The sequence below is a fragment of the Micromonospora sp. WMMD558 genome (assembly GCF_049315255.1).
Lineage (GTDB): Bacteria > Actinomycetota > Actinomycetes > Mycobacteriales > Micromonosporaceae > Micromonospora.
In genome coordinates, this window is record NZ_CP186061.1 from 2,495,344 (window position 1) to 2,511,921 (window position 16,578).

Below are 16,578 nucleotides of genomic sequence, written 5' to 3' on the forward strand. Positions count from 1 at the left end.
GCCGCGGACGACACCGTGAGCCAGCCGACCCTGTTCAGCTCCGCGACGCCGGCCCCGAGGGTGGCGGACGCCGGCCCCCGGTACACGCCGGTCGAGCTGGCCAAGCTGCTGCGGCTGCCGGCGCCGACGCGGGAGCAGGCCGCGATCATCGCCGCGCCGGTGGAGCCGCTGCTGGTGGTGGCCGGCGCCGGCTCCGGCAAGACCGAGACGATGGCCGCCCGGGTGGTCTGGCTGGTGGCCAACTCGTACGTCCGTCCCGAACAGGTCCTCGGCCTCACGTTCACCCGCAAGGCGGCCGGGGAGCTGGCGCACCGGGTACGGGCCCGGCTCGACCAGCTCGTCCGCCGGCTGGGCCGGCGGGGCCGTGACCCGTTCGACGATCCGCTGTCCGGCGAGCCGACCGTCTCCACCTACCACTCGTACGCCGGACGCATCGTCACCGAGCACGGCCTGCGGGCCGGGTACGAGCCGTCCACGCGGCTGCTCACCGAGGCGTCCCGCTGGCAGCTCGTCGACCTGATCGTGCGCAACTACGACGGCGACATGTCCGACGTGGACCGGATGCCCAGCACGATCACCGACGCGGTGCTGGCCCTCGCCGGTGAGCTGGACGAGCACCTGGTCGAGCCGGACGACCTGGCCGCCTGGACCGGCCGCTTCTTCGCCGACGTGCAGTCCCGGCCCGGTCGGGTCTACGCGGACGTCAAGAAGGCCCTCACTGTCCAGCAGACCCGGTTGAAGCTGCTTCCGCTGGTGCGCGCGTACGCCCGGCGCAAGGAGGACTTCGAGGCGATGGACTTCGCCGACCAGTTGGCCCGGGCCGCCCGGGTCGCCCGGGACCACCCGGCGGTCGGCGAGGTCGAGCGGGACCGGTACCGGGTGGTGCTGCTCGACGAGTACCAGGACACCAGCCACGCCCAGGTGGTGCTGCTCAACGCGCTCTTCGGCGGCGGCCATCCGGTGACCGCCGTCGGCGACCCCTGCCAGTCGATCTACGGCTGGCGCGGGGCCAGCGCCGGCACCCTGGACCGGTTCCCCACCGAGTTCGCCCGCGCCGACGGCACGCCCGCCGCCGTACGCAGCCTCACCACCAGCTGGCGCAACCGTCCGGAGATCCTCGGCGTGGCGAACGCCCTGGCCACGCCGCTGCGCGCCGCCGGAGCCCAGGTGCCGGAGCTGCACGCGGCGCTGAGCGTCAAGGACCCGATCCCGCATCGCACGCCCCGGGGAACCGCCGCCGGCACCGTCCACTGCGCGCTCCTCCCGACGTACGCCGACGAGGCGGACTGGATCGCCGACAGCGTGCTGCGCGCCTGGCAGGGGGCGGCGGGGGCACCCGGTGCGCTGCCCGAGCACATCCCGGTGGCGGCGCGTCCCACCACGGCGGTGCTGGTGCGGCTGCGCAGCCAGATCCCGGCGATCGAGTCGGCGCTGCGGGCGCGGGGCCTGCCGGTCGACGTGGTGGGGCTGGGCGGCCTGCTGGACACGCCGGAGGTGCGGGACGTGGTGTGCACCCTGCGGGTGCTCGCCGACCCGACCGACGGCGCGGCGCTGCTGCGCCTGCTGACCGGCGCCCGGTGGCGCATCGGGCCGCGCGACCTGGTGTCCCTGCACCGCCGGGCGAAGGCCATCGCGTCCGCCCGCCGGCGGCTCGCCGCCGGTGACGAGCCGGAGATCGTCCTGGACGCGCTGGACGAGGCGACGCTGGTGGAGGCCCTCGCCGACCTGGGGCCGGCGCAGGCGTACTCGGCGGAGGGCTACCCGCGGCTGCGCGCGTACGCCCGGGAGCTGGGCCTGCTGCGGTACCGGCTGGACCAGTCCCTACCGGACCTGATCGCGGACGTCGAGCGGACCATCGGCCTCGACGTGGAGGTCGCGGTGCGGGCCGGCCGGGACGGGGCGGGCGACGCCGGCCTCGCCCGCGGTCACCTGGACGCGCTCGGTGACGTCGCGGCGCGGTTCAGCGGGGAGACGCCGGGGGCGACCCTGTCGGCGTTCCTGGCCTATCTCGCCGCCGCCGAGGACGAGGAGCGCGGTCTCACCCCCGGCGAGGTGGAGGTCGTCGAGGGGGCCGTGCAGATCCTCACCGCGCACGCCGCCAAGGGCCTGGAGTGGGACGTGGTGGCGGTCGCCGGGCTCAGCCGCGGGGTGTGGCCGGGGCCGGTGCGCAACTCCGACCACTGGCTGGGCGGGCTGGGCGTGCTGCCGTTCCCGCTGCGCGGTGACGCCGACGGGCTGCCCGCGCTGGCCCTGGCCGACGTGGGAGACCAGCGCGCGGTGGCGCGGGCGCTGGAGGACTTCACCGACGCGTGGCGCGCGCACGACGAGCGGGAGGAGCGGCGGCTGGCGTACGTGGCCGTGACCCGCCCCCGCCGGCTCCTGCTGTGCTCCGGCCACTGGTGGGGTGAGGGCACCAAGCGGCCGCGCGGCCCGTCGGTGCTGCTCCGCGAGGTGCACGACGCCTGCCTGGACGGCGGCGCGGGGCACGTGGTCGACGAGTGGGCGCCCGAGCCCGCACCGGACGCGGTCAACCCGACGACCGAGGTGGTGCTGCACGCCGAGTGGCCGGCCGATCCGCTGGGGGCGCGCCGGCCGGCCCTCGCCGAGGCGGCCGCGCTGGTCCGGCGGTACCTCGCCGACGGCGCGGCCGCCGCCGCCGCCGACGCCGACGGCGCGGCCGCCGCCGCCGACGCCGACGGGGTCGGCGGGGATCCCGAGGTGACCCGGTGGCGGCGGGAGGCCGACCTGCTCCTCGCCGAGCGGGCCGAGCTGACCCGGCAGTCCGGCCCGGTCGAGGTCGCGCTGCCCGGGCAGCTGTCGGTGACCCAGCTGGTGGCGCTGCGGCGGGACCCGGCCGGCCTCGCCCGGACATTGCGCCGTCCGCTGCCCAGCGAGCCCAATCCGTACGCCCGGCGGGGCACCGCCTTCCACGCCTGGCTGGAGCAGCGCTTCGGGGCCGACCGGCTGCTCGACGTCGACGAGCTGCCCGGCGCGGCGGACGCGGACGCCGCGCCGGACGAGGCGCTGGCCGAGCTGCAGGAGCGCTTCCTCGCCAGTGAGTGGGCCGACCGGACGCCGGTGGAGGTGGAGGTTCCATTCGCGACGGCGATCGCCGGCATCGTGGTCCGCGGCCGGATGGACGCCGTCTTCGCCCGTCCGGGCGGGCGGTTCGACGTCGTCGACTGGAAGACCGGCCGGCAGCCGACCGGGCCGGCGGCCGAGGCGGCGGCGGTGCAGCTCGCCGTGTACCGGCTGGCCTGGGCGGAGCTTGCGGGCCTGCCGGTCGACCGGGTCGGCGCCGCGTTCCACTACGTCCGGGACGGGGTGACGGTCCGGCCGGTGGACCTGCTCGACGTCGCCGGCCTGACCGCGCTGATCGCTTCGGTGCCGGAAAGTCCGGAAGCGGGTGACGGTTCCGGCCATCCGTGATAGGTTGGTGCCGTTGCAGTTATGGTTCCCAGAGACTCTGTGTGCGCCTGGCGGATTGTGGCCCCAGGCGCTCTTTGTTGTGTCCGGAGTTCTCCGGGCGGGGCGACCAGAAGCGACAGGCAGGCCGCGCGATTCGGCGCGGTCCGCTCCTCTCGAGCCCGCAACAGGTGCGGGTTCGACGTTCCGTCAAGGAGACGAACATGGCAATTGGCACCGTCAAGTGGTTCAACGCTGACAAGGGCTTCGGCTTCATCACCCCGGACGGCGGCGGCGCCGACGTCTTCGCCCACTTCTCGGCCATCCAGTCCTCCGGCTACCGGAGCCTGGACGAGAACCAGCGGGTCGAGTTCGAGGTGACCCAGGGCCAGAAGGGCCCGCAGGCGGAGAACATCCGTCCGCTCTGATCTTCGGATCGTGTGACACCCACCATGCCCTCCGGGCGTGGTGACGGGACCGGCCCGCCCCGACGTCGACCTGGCCACCAGGCGGCGACGCGGGGGCGGGCCGGACCCGTACCTTTCGGTTCGTGCTTGTGAGTCCCGGCGGACGGATCCGCCGGTCGACAGCGCCGCCCGGCGCCCTCCCTCGACACGTGCCGCGTCGAGGAAGGCTCACCATGACCACCGTCGCTCCGTCGTTCGCCCACACCGGGCTCGCCCCGGCGCTGCTCGCCGAGCTGGCCGCGCAGGGCATCACCGCGCCGTTCCCGATCCAGGCGGCGACCCTGCCGGACTCGCTCGCCGGCCGGGACGTGCTCGGCCGCGGCCGCACCGGGTCCGGCAAGACCCTGGCCTTCGGGCTCCCACTCCTCTCCCGCACCGCCGGCCGCCGCGCTCGGCCCCGACGCCCGCTCGCGCTGGTGCTGGTACCCACCCGTGAGCTGGCCCAGCAGGTCACCACGGCACTCGACCCGTACGCCCGGGCGGTCGGGCTGCGCTGCGCCACCGTGGTGGGTGGCCTGTCGCTGAACCGGCAGGCGGAGGCGCTGCGGGCGGGCGCCGAGCTGGTGGTGGCCACGCCCGGACGCCTGCACGACCTGATCAACCGCGGCGACGTCCGGCTCGACCAGGTCGGCGTCACCGTGCTGGACGAGGCCGACCAGATGGCCGACATGGGATTCCTGCCGCAGGTCACCCGCCTGCTCGAACAGGTCGCCCCGGACGGCCAGCGGATGCTCTTCTCGGCCACCCTGGACGGCGGCGTCGACCGGCTGGTCCGGCGCTTCCTCACCGACCCGGTGACCCACTCGGTGGATCCGGGCACGGCCACCGTCACCGCGATGACCCACCACGTGCTGCACGTGGAGGCGGTCGACAAGCCGGCCGCGCTGAGCTGGATCGCGGCCCGGGAGGGCCGCACCATCATGTTCATGGGCACCAAGCACCGGGCCGACCGGGTCGCCCGTCAGTTGCTCGCCAAGGGTGTCCGCGCGGCCGCGTTGCACGGCGGCAAGTCCCAGCCGCAGCGCACCCGCATCCTGGAGCAGTTCCGCACCGGGCAGGTGACCGCGCTGGTCGCCACCGACGTCGCGGCCCGGGGGATCCACGTGGACGGGCTCGACCTGGTGGTCAACGTGGACCCGCCGACCGACGCGAAGGACTACCTGCACCGGGGCGGGCGGACCGCCCGGGCGGGGGAGTCGGGCACGGTGGTCACCCTGGTCCTGCCCGAGCAGCGGCACGACGTGTCCCGCCTGATGGCGACGGCGGGGATCCGCCCCGAGTCGACCCGCGTACGCCCCGGTGATCCGGAGCTGGTCCGGGTGACCGGCGCCCGGGAGCCGTCGGGTGTCCCGGTGACGATCGCGCCGCCGCCGGCGGTTCCCGCACCGCGCCGAGGCGGTGCCGGCGGACCGGGCGGCGACGCGACGGGCCACGCCGGCGGTACGGCAGGCCGGGCCGGGCACCGCACCTCGGGCCGCCCTCGGCGTGCCCGCCGTCCCCGGTTCAGCTGACCGGCCGGCCGCCGTCCGGACGGCCCCTCCCGTAGCCCGTCTCCGACGCCGGCCGGGCGGACGTGCCGGTGCCGCGTCGTGACGGGCGGGCCACATGAGTCGGCAATCAGCCGCCCTCCGGTCCGATCGGCGACTGTGCCCGACGCCCTGCCGGGCGAGGGTGGGCCCGGGGGACAGAGCCGGGCCGACAGCCCGGTGGGGGAGGGCGCGATGACGGGGGACACCGGCTCGGGTGCGGTGCGGGAACTGCTGCTGGTGGTGGCGGTCGCCGCCGCCGGGGTGCTGCTGGCCCTGGTCGCGGTCTTCACCCCGTGGCACGCCGTGCCGGACGGTGCCACCCCGGCGGTGCCGGTGGAGCTGCACAGCCCGGTCGGGGCTTCCGTCCCGACCGAGAGCTGAGCGGACCGGGCCCGCCGCCCGGAACGGGCTCTGGTCGGGACCCGGGGCATGGTCCCGACCAGAGCCGCCCGCCGGTCAGGTGCCGGCGAGCGGCGCGGTAGGTCGGCGGTACGGAGAGTGTCGACACGCTAGGGTCGATCACGTGCCGACGCGCAGAGCGAAGATCCCAGCGACGAGGTATCCCGTCGAACGGTTCACCCTCGACAACGGCCTGCGGGTGGTTCTGACACCCGACCGCAGCGCCCCGGTGATCGGGGTGGCGGTCGTCTACGACGTCGGCATCCGCTCGGAGCCCGAGGGGCGCACGGGCTTCGCGCACCTCTTCGAGCACCTCATGTTCCAGGGCTCGGAGAACCTGGAGAAGCTGGCCCACTTCCGGCACGTGCAGGGCGCGGGAGGCACCTTCAACGGCTCCACCCACCTCGACTACACCGACTACTACGAGACGCTGCCGAGCAACGCCCTGGAGCGGGCGCTGTTCCTGGAGGCGGACCGGATGCGCGGCCCCCGGCTGACCGAGGAGAACCTGCGCAACCAGGTCGACGTGGTCAAGGAGGAGATCCGCGTCAACGTGCTCAACCGACCGTACGGGGGCTTCCCCTGGCTGACCCTCCCGCCGGTCATGTTCGACACGTTCCCCAACGCGCACGACGGCTACGGCTCCTTCGACGACCTGGAGTCGGCCACGGTGGCCGACGCGGCCGACTTCTTCCGGCGCTACTACGCCAGCGGCAACGCGGTGCTGGCGGTCAGCGGGGACGTCGACGTCGCCGGGGCGGCCGAGCTGATCGAGCGGCACTTCGGCGACGTGCCCGCCCGTCCCGCCCCGAAGCGGCCGAGCTTCGACGAGCCGGACCTGACCGCCGAGCGCCGGTCGTCGTACACCGACCGGCTGGCGCCGCTCCCCGCGGTCGCCTCCGCCTGGCGGGTGCCCGACCCGGTCGGCGACTTCGCCGGCTACCTGCCGTACGTGGTGCTCGCCGAGGTGCTCACCGACGGCGACGCCTCCCGGCTGGTCGAGCGGCTGGTCCAGCGGGACCGGGCGGTGACCAGCGTCGGCGGGTACCTGGGCTTCATGGGCGACCCGTTCGACGTCCGCGACCCGACGGCCCTTCTGCTCCAGGCGCACCTGCCGCCCGGCGGTGACGTCGACAAGGTGCTGCGGACGATCGACGAGGAACTGGACCGGCTGGCCACCGACGGGCTGACCGACGGCGAGCTGGCCCGCACCCAGGCGCGGATGGCCACCCACCTGCTGCGCGACACCGATGCGGTGCTCGGCCGGGCGCTGCGGATGGCCGTCCTGGAGCAGCAGCGCGGTGAACCGGGGCTGCTCAACGAGTTGCCCCGCCTGGTCGGCGAGGTCACCGAGGAGGCGGTCCGCGCCGCCGCCGCGACGCTGCGTCCGGAGCGCCGCGCCGCCATCGACGTCGTCGCCGGAGGTGCCCGGTGAGCGCGAGGAGTGAGCCGGGTCTGCGAGCCCCGCAATCGCGAACGAAGAAGGGCCGGGTGAGCGCGACCGCCCCCGCCGCGCCGCGCACGCTGCCGCCGCTCGGCCCCACCCGCCGGCTCAAGCTGCCGAAGCAGGCCGAGCGCACGCTGGGCAACGGGCTCACGGTGATCGCCGTACGCCGCCCGGCCGTGCCCCTGGTCGAGCTGCGGCTCTGGATGCCTTTCGGGCGGGTGCAGCTCGCCCGCGGCGCGATGCTCGCGCAGACCCTGCTCTCCGGCACGGAGACGATGAGCGCCGTGCAGATCGCCGCCGAGTTGCAGAAGGTCGGCGGCGGGCTGTCCGCCGGGATCGACCCGGACCGGTTGATGCTCTCCGGCGCGGGGCTGGTCACCGGCCTGGACCGGACGTTGGAGATCCTGGCGGACGTGCTGACCGGGGCGACGTACCCGGCCGGCGACGTCGCCACCGAGCGGGACCGGCTGATCGACCGGATCCAGGTGGCGCAGAGCCAGCCGGCGCACCTCGCCCGGACCGCCCTGCTCAAGCGGATCTACGGCAAGCACCCGTACGCGGTGCAGACCCCCGATCCGGAGCAGGTCCGGGCGGTGCGGCCGGGCGTGCTGCGGACCCTGCACGCCCAGCGGGTGCACCCGGCCGACGCGGTCCTCGTGCTCGTCGGGGACGTGCAGCCGGACCGGGCGCTCGACGCGGCCGAGAAGGCGCTCGCCGGCTGGAACGGCGCCGGGCACGTCGCCGAGCTGCCGCCCACGCCGCCGCTGGAGCCGGGGCCGTTGCTGCTCGTCGACCGTCCCCTGTCGGTGCAGTCGTCCCTGCGGGTGGCGCTGCCGGCGGTGCCGCGCACCCACCCGGACCACGCCGCCCTGCAGCTGGCCAACCTGATCTTCGGCGGCTACTTCTCCTCCCGCTGGGTGGAGAACATCCGCGAGGACAAGGGCTACACGTACGGGCCGCACTCGCTGGTCGAGCACTCGGTGGCCGGGTCGGTGCTGGTCGCCGCCGCCGAGGTGGCCACCGAGGTGACCGGCCCGGCGCTGCTGGAGACCACGTACGAGCTGGGCCGGCTGGCCTCCGTCCCACCCAAGGAGGAGGAGCTGGAGCAGGCCCGCCAGTACGCCCTCGGCACCCTCCAGCTCGGCATGTCCACCCAGGCCGGGCTGGCGTCGCTGACCAGCGCGTACGCCGGGAACGGCCTCCGCCTGGACTTCCTGGCGGAGCACGCGGCGCGGCTGGCGAAGGCGACCGTGTCCGACGTCGCCGAGGCGGCGGCCCGGTACCTCGCGCCGGCCCGGGCGGTCACGGTCGTCCTGGGCGACGCCGAGCGGGTCGGCCCGCAGCTCGAGGCGCTCACCCCGGTCGTCACCGGACCGGCCGGGCAGTGAGCGGCGGCGAGGAGGCGCCACCGCTGGCCCGTTCCACCCTGGATCGGGCGGCGCACCGGCGGACCGACCCGGACTGGTTGGCCCAGGCGTGGGCCGGGGCCCGGGTGCTGGTGCTCGACGGCGGCTCCGAGGGGCGTGCGCTGGTGCGCGCCGACGCGGCGCCGCCGGCGCTGGTGCTCGTCGGGCCGAAGGACGTGCCGGAGGGGGCCGTCGCGCGAGCGATGTTCCTCGGCGTCGAGCCCGACGGCGTCCCGGTGTTCCTCGTCGACGCGCCGCTGCCGGAGCTGCCCGGCACCCGTCCGGCGCACCTGCGCGAGATCGGTCACCTGCTGGCCGACCGCGACGCCGGTCTGTTCACCGCCGGTCTGGCCCTGCTGAACTGGCACCGGCGGCACCTCTTCTCGCCGGTGACCGGGGAGTCCACGGCCATGGACGAGGCCGGCTGGTCCCGGGTCGCCCCGGCCGGCGAGCGGATGTGGCCGCGTACCGACCCCGCGATGATCGTGCTGGTCCACGACGGGGTGCCCGGCTCGGACGGGCGCTGCCTGCTCGGCAACAACGCCACCTGGCCTCGGGTCCCGGGGGAGCGCCGGTTCTCCTGCCTCGCCGGGTACGTGGAGCCGGGCGAGTCGGCCGAGGCGGCCGTGCTCCGCGAGGTCCGCGAGGAGGTCGGCGTCCCGGTCGCCGACATCGCGTACGCGGGCAGCCAGTCCTGGCCGTTTCCCGGCTCGCTGATGCTGGGCTTCCTGGCCACGGCCGATCCGGCGCACCCGGTCCGCGTCGACCCGGCGGAGATCGCGTACGCCCGCTGGTTCACCCGCGGCGAGATCGGCGCGGCGCTGGCCGGGCGGACGGTCGACGTGGACGGCGACCGGCTGGTCCTGCCGCCGCCGTCGTCGATCGCCCTCTTCCTGGTCCGCCGCTGGCTCGGCGACCACTGCTGACCGGCCGCCGGGCCGGCCTCGCTGCGCGTCGCCGCGAGACACCGGGGCGGCGGGCGTGGACGCGGTCCCGGCCCGTGGCCGCCGTTGCCGCGACGGTCACGGGCCGGGAACACGGGCCGTCGTGGCCGGCTGGGGCAGGGAACACGGCGGGGGAGCCGGTCCGGTCACGACGGACGTCTCGTGGTCAGGTGCCCCGGTCGTCCGTCCAGCACGGCCAGGTTGCCGTCGGCTCGTCGAGCGGGAGCACCTTCACCCGCTGCCTGCCGGCGCGTACCGCGCCGACCGAGGCGAGGGCCCGGGCCAGCACCAGGGCGGCGTCCCGGTCGTCGGCGTGCACGACCTGGCGGCGTGGCTCGGGGGAGGTGGGCTCGTCGCGCAGGCGGCCACCGTCGGCCCAGGCGGCGGCGATGTCGACGTCGGCTGCCGCGCGGACGTCGGTGCGTACGATCAGGAACCGCATGTCGGTCTCCGGATGTGCCGCGACGATCGAGGAACGGGGTGGAAGTTCCACGTCATTCACGCGTCATGTTACGCCGGGTAGCGGTCCCAGCAAGTGAAACGCGACCATCGGCCGGGCGGCTCGTCCGATCGGGCGAGGCAGGTCGGTCCGATCCGGACACGCGACGGGGCCGCCGGCACGATGCCGGCGGCCCCGAGGCGTACGGGGATCAGGCCCGGTCGAACTGGCCGTTCTTCGTCCCGGCCAGGAAGCCCACCCAGCCGGCCCGGTCGAACAGCAGCACCGGGCCACCGCGGTCCTTGCTGTCCCGCAGGGCGACCGCGGCCGGGCCGGTCGGCAGCGGCGCGACCTCGACGCAGTTGGAGGTCTGGCTTCGCGTGCTCTTGCGCCATGGCACGTCGGGAAGCTCGGGAAGGACGGACGGCGTGTTGCGGATCTCGTGCATGGTCTCACTCCTGTGGTGAACCGACCGATGGAACGAGTGGTGCCGCACGACCCGACGGTGGGGTGCCGGCCTCAGGGCATGGTCCCGGATCGCCGCCCGGCCTCGTCTCGGGGCAGGCGAGATCCGGAAGGCGAGCCCCTGATTCACCGTTCCGTCAGGCGCCCGTGGTGCCGGCGGCGTTGGGTCGGCGCCGTTGCCGGCCCGTACGCCACAGTGGACGGGGCCGCCGCGTCGGGCAGCCGCCCCGTGGCCTGGATCAGCCAGGAGAGAGTGTCCGATGCGGAGAGCGCCGCCGTGCACAACCACTCGAACGCTACTTTATAGCGATTTAGGGCTTTTACCTCTGTCGACATGACATTGAGAAATCCACCCTCGATCGCCACGGTCTCCGGGTCCTGGGGGTCGGCGAAGCGGTAGAGCGAGAACGCGGTCGGCGGCAGGTACCAGTCGCCGACCTGGGTCTCCTTGGGCAGCACGTGGAGCGCGACGTTCGGCAGCATGGCCAGCTCGCACAGCTGCATCAACTGCTCCCGGAGGACGTCCGGCGGGCCGGCCCGGCCGCCGAGCGCGGCCTCCTCCAGCACGGCGGTGTAGCGGGGAGCGTCCGACGCCCGGGTGAGCAGTGACTGGCGGGCCAGGCGGGCCCGCACCTCGGTGTCGATGTCCTCGGCGACCTCCGGCTCCCCGGCCGCCTCGTCGACCTCGCGCGCCGAGGCGATCCGGAACCGCGCGTACCCGGGGGTCTGGAGCAGTCCCGGCACCAGGGCCGGGTTGTACTCGGAGATCTCGACGCAGCCGGCCTCCAGTTCGGCGAAGCCGCGCTGCTGCTGGGTCATCACGGGGTAGTTCCGCAGCCACCCGCGGATGTCGCCGGCCTCCCGGGTGATGGCCAGCAACTCCTCGCGTAACGGCCCGTCGGCCCGGTAGAGGTCGAGCAGGTCGTGGACGTCCTGCGGGTCCGGCCGGCTGCGGCCGTTCTCCAGCCGCGAGAGTTTGGACGCGGAGGCCCACCCGACGCGCTCGATGACCTGGTCCCCGGTGAGACCAGCGGCCTCGCGCAGCCGGCGCAGCTCAACGCCCAGCCTGCGCCGTCGCAGGATGGGACTGGGTGAGGCTGGAGGCACGATGTCCTCTTTCCCGTAGACCGCCGCGGACGCGACGGTAACTGTATGAAATTCGCCCCCCACCGTCAGTATGGACGGCGTGACCGGCGCCGGAGGTTCCGGCGAAGGGCGTGTCTCGTCGGAAACCGGGCACGCCGCGCACCACCTCGACGGAGGACACATGCGCACCGTCCTGCGCCGCCCGGACTTCCGGCTGCTCTTCGCCGGCCTGCTGGCCAGCATGGCGGCCGAGTCGATCCTGCTGCTGGCACTCGCCGTCTGGGTGAAGGAACTGACCGGCTCGGACGGGCGGGCCGGGGCCACCATCTTCGCGATCATCGCGCCGATGACGCTGGCGCCGCTGGTCGGCTGGTTCGTCGACCGGGTGCCCCGCCGGCCCTTCTTCGTCGGCGCGAACCTCGTCACCGCGATCCTGCTCACCCCGCTGCTCGCGGTCCGGGACAGCGGTGACGTGTGGATCATCTACCTGGTCGCGGCGCTGTACGGGCTGTCGTACGTCACGCTCAGCGCCCTGCTCAGCGGTCTGATCAGGCAGCTGGTGCCGGCCGAGCTGCTCGCCGACGCGAACGGCGTGCTCCAGACCGTACGCCAGGGGCTGCGCCTCGTCGGCCCGCTGGCCGGGGCCGGTCTCTACGCCGCCGCCGGGGGCTGGCTGCTGACCGGCGCCGCGATGGCGGGTTTCCTGACCGCCGGCGCGGTGGTCGGCCTGCTCCGGGTCACCGAGACGCCCCGGGAGCCGCGCGAGCCACGCTGGCCGGCCGGGCTGGGCGACGGGCTCCGGCACCTGGCCGGCGAGCCGGCGCTGCGCCGCGCGCTGCTCGGCTACGGCCTGGGCTCGCTGGTGATGGGCTTCAGCGAGTCGTTGATCTTCGCGTACGTCGACCAGGGGCTCCGCCGTGACGCCGCGTTCGTCGGCGTGCTGGTCACCGTGCAGGGGATCGGGGGACTGGTCGGCGGGCTCCTGTCACCGGGGGTGGTCCGGCGGGTGGGCGAGGTGGGCGCGCTCGCCGCCGGGGTGGCGCTGTTCGGGCCGGCCGCGCTGGCGCTGGCGTACCCGAGCCTGTGGCTGGGCTTCGGCGCGGTGCTGCTGGCCGGGGTGTCACTGCCGCTGACCATGGTCGGGCTGCACACGCTGATCCAGCGGCGTACGCCGCCCGGGCTCATCGGCCGCGTCGCCGCCGCCTCCGAGGCGGTGGTCAGCGGCCCCCAGGCGTTCTCCATCGGCGCCGGCGCGCTGCTCGTCGGCGTCTTCGACTACCGCCTGCTCTTCGCGACGGTCGGGCTGGCGACCCTGGTGGCCGGCGGGTACCTCTGGCACGGCCGGGCGCTGACCCCACCGCCGGCCCGCTCGCGACCGCCGGTTCCGCTCCCGCGCCGTCCGGTCGAGAAGGAGGTGGTCGGCGCGGCGCGTCCACGCCGCACATCCTGACCCGGCCCCGGACGCGACGAGCGGCCGACCCCCGGCGGGGTCGGCCGCTCGTCGTACCGAACCGGGTCAGGCGGCCAGCTTGGCCAGGTGCTCCTTGACCTGCTTGACCGACGGGTTGGTGAGCGCGCTGCCGTCGGCGAAGCGCAGCGTCGGCACCGTCTGGTTGCCCCCGTTGACGCTCATCACGAACTCCGCGGCCTGCGGGTCCCGCTCGATGTCGACCACCTCGTACCCGATGCCCTCCCGGTCCAGCTGCGACTTCAGACGGTGGCAGTAGCCGCACCAGGAAGTGGAATACATCGTCAGCATCGTCGGGTCCTCCAGGGTCGCAGTCGTGAATCAAGCTGAGGCTAACCAGAGCAACGCCGGGCGGAGCTGAGACAATTCCTCGCTGTGGTGGTTCACTCAGCGTCCGAGCGCGTGCTCGCCGGGCTCGATCCGGAGCAGCGGTCGGCGGTGACCGCCCCGGCCGGCCCCGTCTGCATCCTGGCCGGCGCCGGCACCGGGAAGACCCGGGCGGTCACCTCGCGGATCGCCCACCGGGCGTTGACCGGGGAGATCTCACCGCGACACGTGCTCGCCGTCACGTTCACCGCCCGCGCCGCCGCCGAGATGCGCAGCCGGCTCACCGCCCTCGGCGTCCCCGGCGTGCAGGCGCGGACGTTCCACGCGGCGGCCCTGCGCCAGGTGCGGTACTTCGCGGCCCGGCTGCTCGACGGGCGGGCGATGCCCGAGCTGCTGGACAGCAAGGTCCGGCTGGTCACCCTCGCGGCGGCGAAGGTCGGGATCAGGGCTGACCGGGCGGGCGCCCGGGACCTCGCCGGTGAGATCGAGTGGGCCAAGTCGTCCCTGGTCGAGCCCGGGGAGTACGTGGTCGCGGCGGCCAAGGCGCTGCGCGACACCCCGTACGAGCCGGCGAAGGTCGCCGACGTCTTCGCCGCGTACGAGAAGCTCAAGCGGTCCGGCGGCGTGATCGACTTCGAGGACATGCTGCGCGCCGCGGTCTGGGGCATCGAGGAGCACCGGGACGTGGCCGAGCAGGTCCGCGCCCAGTACCGGCACTTCGTCGTCGACGAGTACCAGGACGTCAACCCCCTCCAGCAGCGGCTGCTGGAGGCGTGGCTGGGTGGGCGGGACGACCTGACCGTGGTCGGCGACGCCAGCCAGACCATCTACTCGTTCACCGGCGCCACCTCGTCGTACCTGGTCGACTTCCCGCGCCGCCACCGCGCCGCGACGGTGGTCCGGCTGGTCCGCGACTACCGCTCCACCCCCCAGGTCGTCGGCCTCGCCAACGCGGTGATCTCGCAGGCCCGGGGGACCGAGGCCCGGCTGCGCCTGGAGCTGGTCGGCCAGCGGCCACCCGGCCCGGAGCCGGATCTGCGGATCTTCACCGACGAGCCGGCCGAGGCCGCCGCGGTCGCCGCCCGCTGCCGCGCGCTGGTCGACGCCGGCACACCGGCCCGCGAGATCGCCGTGCTGTTCCGCACCAACGCGCAGTCCGAGGCGTACGAGAAGGCGCTGACCGAGGCCGAGGTGCCGTACCAGGTGCAGGGGGCGGAGCGGTTCTTCGAGCGCGCCGAGGTGCGGCAGGCGATGGTCGCGCTGCGGGCCGCGACCCGCTCGATCCCCGGGGAGACCCCGCTGCCGGCCGCCGTGGTCGAGGCGCTCGGCGCGGTGGGCTGGGCGCCCGACCGCCCACCGGCCGGTGGTGCGGCGCGCGAGCGGTGGGAGGCGCTCGCCGCGCTGGTCCAGCTCGCCGAGGAGTACGCCGCCACCCCGCCGGTCCTGCCGATCGGGCCGGCCGCCTCGGTGGAGCGCCCGGTCACCCTGGCCGACTTCACCGACGAGCTGGCCCGGCGCGCGGCCGCCCAGCACGCGCCCACCGTCGAGGGCGTGACCCTGGCCTCCCTGCACTCGGCGAAGGGCCTGGAGTGGGACGCCGTGTTCCTGGTCGGGCTCTCCGAGGGCACCCTCCCCACCACGTACGCGAAGACCCCCGAGCAGGTGGAGGAGGAGCGGCGGCTGCTGTACGTGGGCATCACCCGGGCCCGCGAGTGGCTCTGGCTGTCGTACGCGTCGGCCCGCTCGCCGGGCGGGCGGCCCCGGCGGCCCTGCCGCTTCCTGCCCCAGCTGGACCGCTCCGGCGGGGCCGAGCGGGCCGGGACGGGCGGGGTTCGGCGCGCCGCCGACCGGCGGCGTACCCAGATCGTCTCCTGCCGTGTCTGCGGCGCGACGCTGCTCGCCGGTCCGGACCGCAAGGTGGGCCGCTGCGCCACCTGCCCGTCGGACATCGACGAGGAGCTGCACGAGCGGCTGCGCGAGTGGCGGCGCCGGGTGGCCGGGGGCCAGCGGGTTCCGGCGTACGTGGTCTTCACCGACGCGACCCTGGTCGCGCTGGCCGAGCGGCGGCCGGGCCGGCCGCAGGACCTGACGGCGATCGCCGGCATCGGGCCCCGGAAGCTGGGGCTCTACGGGGAGGCGGTGCTGGCGTTGGTGGCCGGCGCGGCGGTGGACGAGATCTGCCCGGAGAAAACTTTCGAAATCTCGTCGTAAATTCGTTTGCCCTCGCCCCCGGAGGCGTCATAGCCTCATGGCACACCTCGCGAGCGGCGGCATTCGGGCTGCTCACGAGCGTGGGTCCAGTCGGCACGAGGAACGTCAGAGGAGGTGGCACCGATGGAGATCTTCTACATGAACGAGCGTCTGGCGGCGCTGCCCGCTGCCGTCGCTCCGCTGTCGGCTGTCCAGGTGGCCCTCGCCGCTGCGCGACCGTCGGTTCCGCAGGTGCACCAGGTCGAGACTCAGGCCGAGCTGATTCTCGCGCCGGCACCGCACGCGGTCCAGGGGACCAGTGGCTTCACGGGCAAGGGTGTCGATGTCGCCAAGCGGCGCATGGACGTCCGCGGAGTTCCACCTCGAGGTAGACCGGTCTGAACCAGACCACCGGCTCACCTCGAGGCCGCGGAACCCGCACACCGGGATCCGCGGCCTCAGTTTTTTTGCCCCGCCGAAGTACGTACGTCGGAAGTGCGATCCACGAGATCGAAGTGAGAGAGAGGTGACCGGGAGATGAGTCTGGCGTTGGCCCCGCTCGACATCAGCGTCGAGCTGGAGGCGAACCTGCCCTGCCGGAAGTTCGACCCCGACCTGTGGTTCTCCGACTCGCCCACCGAGCTCGAGCTGGCCAAGTCGCTCTGCGGGGACTGCCCGCTGCGCGTCGAGTGCCTGGCCGGTGCGGTGGAGCGGGCCGAGCCCTGGGGCGTCTGGGGTGGCGAGATCTTCGAGCGTGGCGCGGTCGTTCCGCGCAAGCGGCCCCGTGGCCGTCCGCGCAAGGAGGACGTCGCCCGGGACGCCGCGCTCCGGGTCGAGGCCGAGGCGCGCCTGGCGGCCAGTGGGCTGTCCACGCGTGACGCGGTCCGGCTGGCGGCCTGACAACTACCCGATCCGTTCCACCCCACCGCCGGTGATCCACCGGCCGCGAGAAAGCTGACGAGAATGCTGAATCTGTTCAACACCACCGAGACGCAACTACTCAACG

General features: G+C 74.5%; 15 protein-coding genes. 11 read left to right on the plus strand and 4 right to left on the minus strand.

What is annotated here, in order from left to right:
• Positions 1-15 precede the first annotated feature (15 nt).
• From ACN26Y_RS12195 to nudC, 7 genes are all read left to right on the plus strand, one after another.
• On the plus strand, positions 16-3,429 hold the full coding sequence (locus tag ACN26Y_RS12195; RefSeq protein ID WP_155330397.1) for an ATP-dependent helicase: 3,414 nt from the start codon (positions 16-18) through the stop codon (positions 3,427-3,429).
• 200 nt (positions 3,430-3,629) lie between these two features.
• On the plus strand, positions 3,630-3,833 hold the full coding sequence (cspE, locus tag ACN26Y_RS12200; RefSeq protein WP_007464836.1) for a transcription antiterminator/RNA stability regulator CspE: 204 nt from the start codon (positions 3,630-3,632) through the stop codon (positions 3,831-3,833).
• A 212-nt stretch (positions 3,834-4,045) separates the two neighbouring features.
• Complete coding sequence (locus ACN26Y_RS12205) at positions 4,046-5,383, plus strand: DEAD/DEAH box helicase (protein ID WP_155330398.1); 1,338 nt, start codon at positions 4,046-4,048, stop codon at positions 5,381-5,383.
• A gap of 210 nt (positions 5,384-5,593) precedes the next feature.
• Entirely contained in the window at positions 5,594-5,782 is a 189-nt protein-coding gene (locus ACN26Y_RS12210) for a hypothetical protein (protein WP_155330399.1), read from the plus strand.
• A 142-nt stretch (positions 5,783-5,924) separates the two neighbouring features.
• A complete protein-coding gene (locus ACN26Y_RS12215) occupies positions 5,925-7,235 on the plus strand; it encodes a M16 family metallopeptidase (RefSeq protein ID WP_155330400.1) in 1,311 nt (436 codons plus the stop codon).
• A gap of 56 nt (positions 7,236-7,291) precedes the next feature.
• Complete coding sequence (locus ACN26Y_RS12220) at positions 7,292-8,635, plus strand: M16 family metallopeptidase (protein ID WP_155330401.1); 1,344 nt, start codon at positions 7,292-7,294, stop codon at positions 8,633-8,635.
• The gene (gene nudC, locus ACN26Y_RS12225) at positions 8,632-9,579 is read left to right on the plus strand and encodes an NAD(+) diphosphatase (RefSeq protein ID WP_155330402.1); all 948 of its coding nucleotides are present in this window, start codon (positions 8,632-8,634) and stop codon (positions 9,577-9,579) included. Before ACN26Y_RS12220 ends, nudC begins: the two co-directional genes overlap by 4 nt.
• Before the next feature lie 184 nt (positions 9,580-9,763).
• Here nudC and ACN26Y_RS12230 read toward each other — a convergent pair whose 3' ends face one another.
• From ACN26Y_RS12230 to ACN26Y_RS12240, 3 genes are all read right to left on the minus strand, one after another.
• Positions 9,764-10,039, minus strand: coding sequence for a hypothetical protein (locus tag ACN26Y_RS12230; RefSeq protein ID WP_155330403.1), 276 nt, complete (start codon positions 10,037-10,039; stop codon positions 9,764-9,766).
• A 208-nt stretch (positions 10,040-10,247) separates the two neighbouring features.
• Entirely contained in the window at positions 10,248-10,484 is a 237-nt protein-coding gene (locus ACN26Y_RS12235; protein WP_155330404.1) for a DUF397 domain-containing protein, read from the minus strand.
• A 143-nt stretch (positions 10,485-10,627) separates the two neighbouring features.
• On the minus strand, positions 10,628-11,608 hold the full coding sequence (locus ACN26Y_RS12240; protein ID WP_422734737.1) for a helix-turn-helix domain-containing protein: 981 nt from the start codon (positions 11,606-11,608) through the stop codon (positions 10,628-10,630).
• A 160-nt stretch (positions 11,609-11,768) separates the two neighbouring features.
• On the opposite strand from ACN26Y_RS12240, the gene ACN26Y_RS12245 reads away from it, so the two are divergent.
• Positions 11,769-13,037, plus strand: coding sequence for an MFS transporter (locus tag ACN26Y_RS12245; RefSeq protein ID WP_155330406.1), 1,269 nt, complete (start codon positions 11,769-11,771; stop codon positions 13,035-13,037).
• Between the two features lie 66 nt (positions 13,038-13,103).
• Here ACN26Y_RS12245 and ACN26Y_RS12250 read toward each other — a convergent pair whose 3' ends face one another.
• The gene (locus tag ACN26Y_RS12250) at positions 13,104-13,346 is read right to left on the minus strand and encodes a mycoredoxin (RefSeq protein ID WP_155330407.1); all 243 of its coding nucleotides are present in this window, start codon (positions 13,344-13,346) and stop codon (positions 13,104-13,106) included.
• Between the two features lie 84 nt (positions 13,347-13,430).
• Between ACN26Y_RS12250 and ACN26Y_RS12255 the strand changes: the two genes are divergently transcribed.
• From ACN26Y_RS12255 to ACN26Y_RS12265, 3 genes are all read left to right on the plus strand, one after another.
• On the plus strand, positions 13,431-15,593 hold the full coding sequence (locus tag ACN26Y_RS12255) for an ATP-dependent DNA helicase UvrD2 (RefSeq protein WP_155330408.1): 2,163 nt from the start codon (positions 13,431-13,433) through the stop codon (positions 15,591-15,593).
• Between the two features lie 123 nt (positions 15,594-15,716).
• A complete protein-coding gene (locus ACN26Y_RS12260; RefSeq protein ID WP_422734738.1) occupies positions 15,717-15,974 on the plus strand; it encodes a hypothetical protein in 258 nt (85 codons plus the stop codon).
• Positions 15,975-16,109: 135 nt separating this feature from the next.
• A complete protein-coding gene (locus ACN26Y_RS12265) occupies positions 16,110-16,472 on the plus strand; it encodes a WhiB family transcriptional regulator (RefSeq protein WP_155330410.1) in 363 nt (120 codons plus the stop codon).
• Positions 16,473-16,578: the final 106 nt, after the last annotated feature.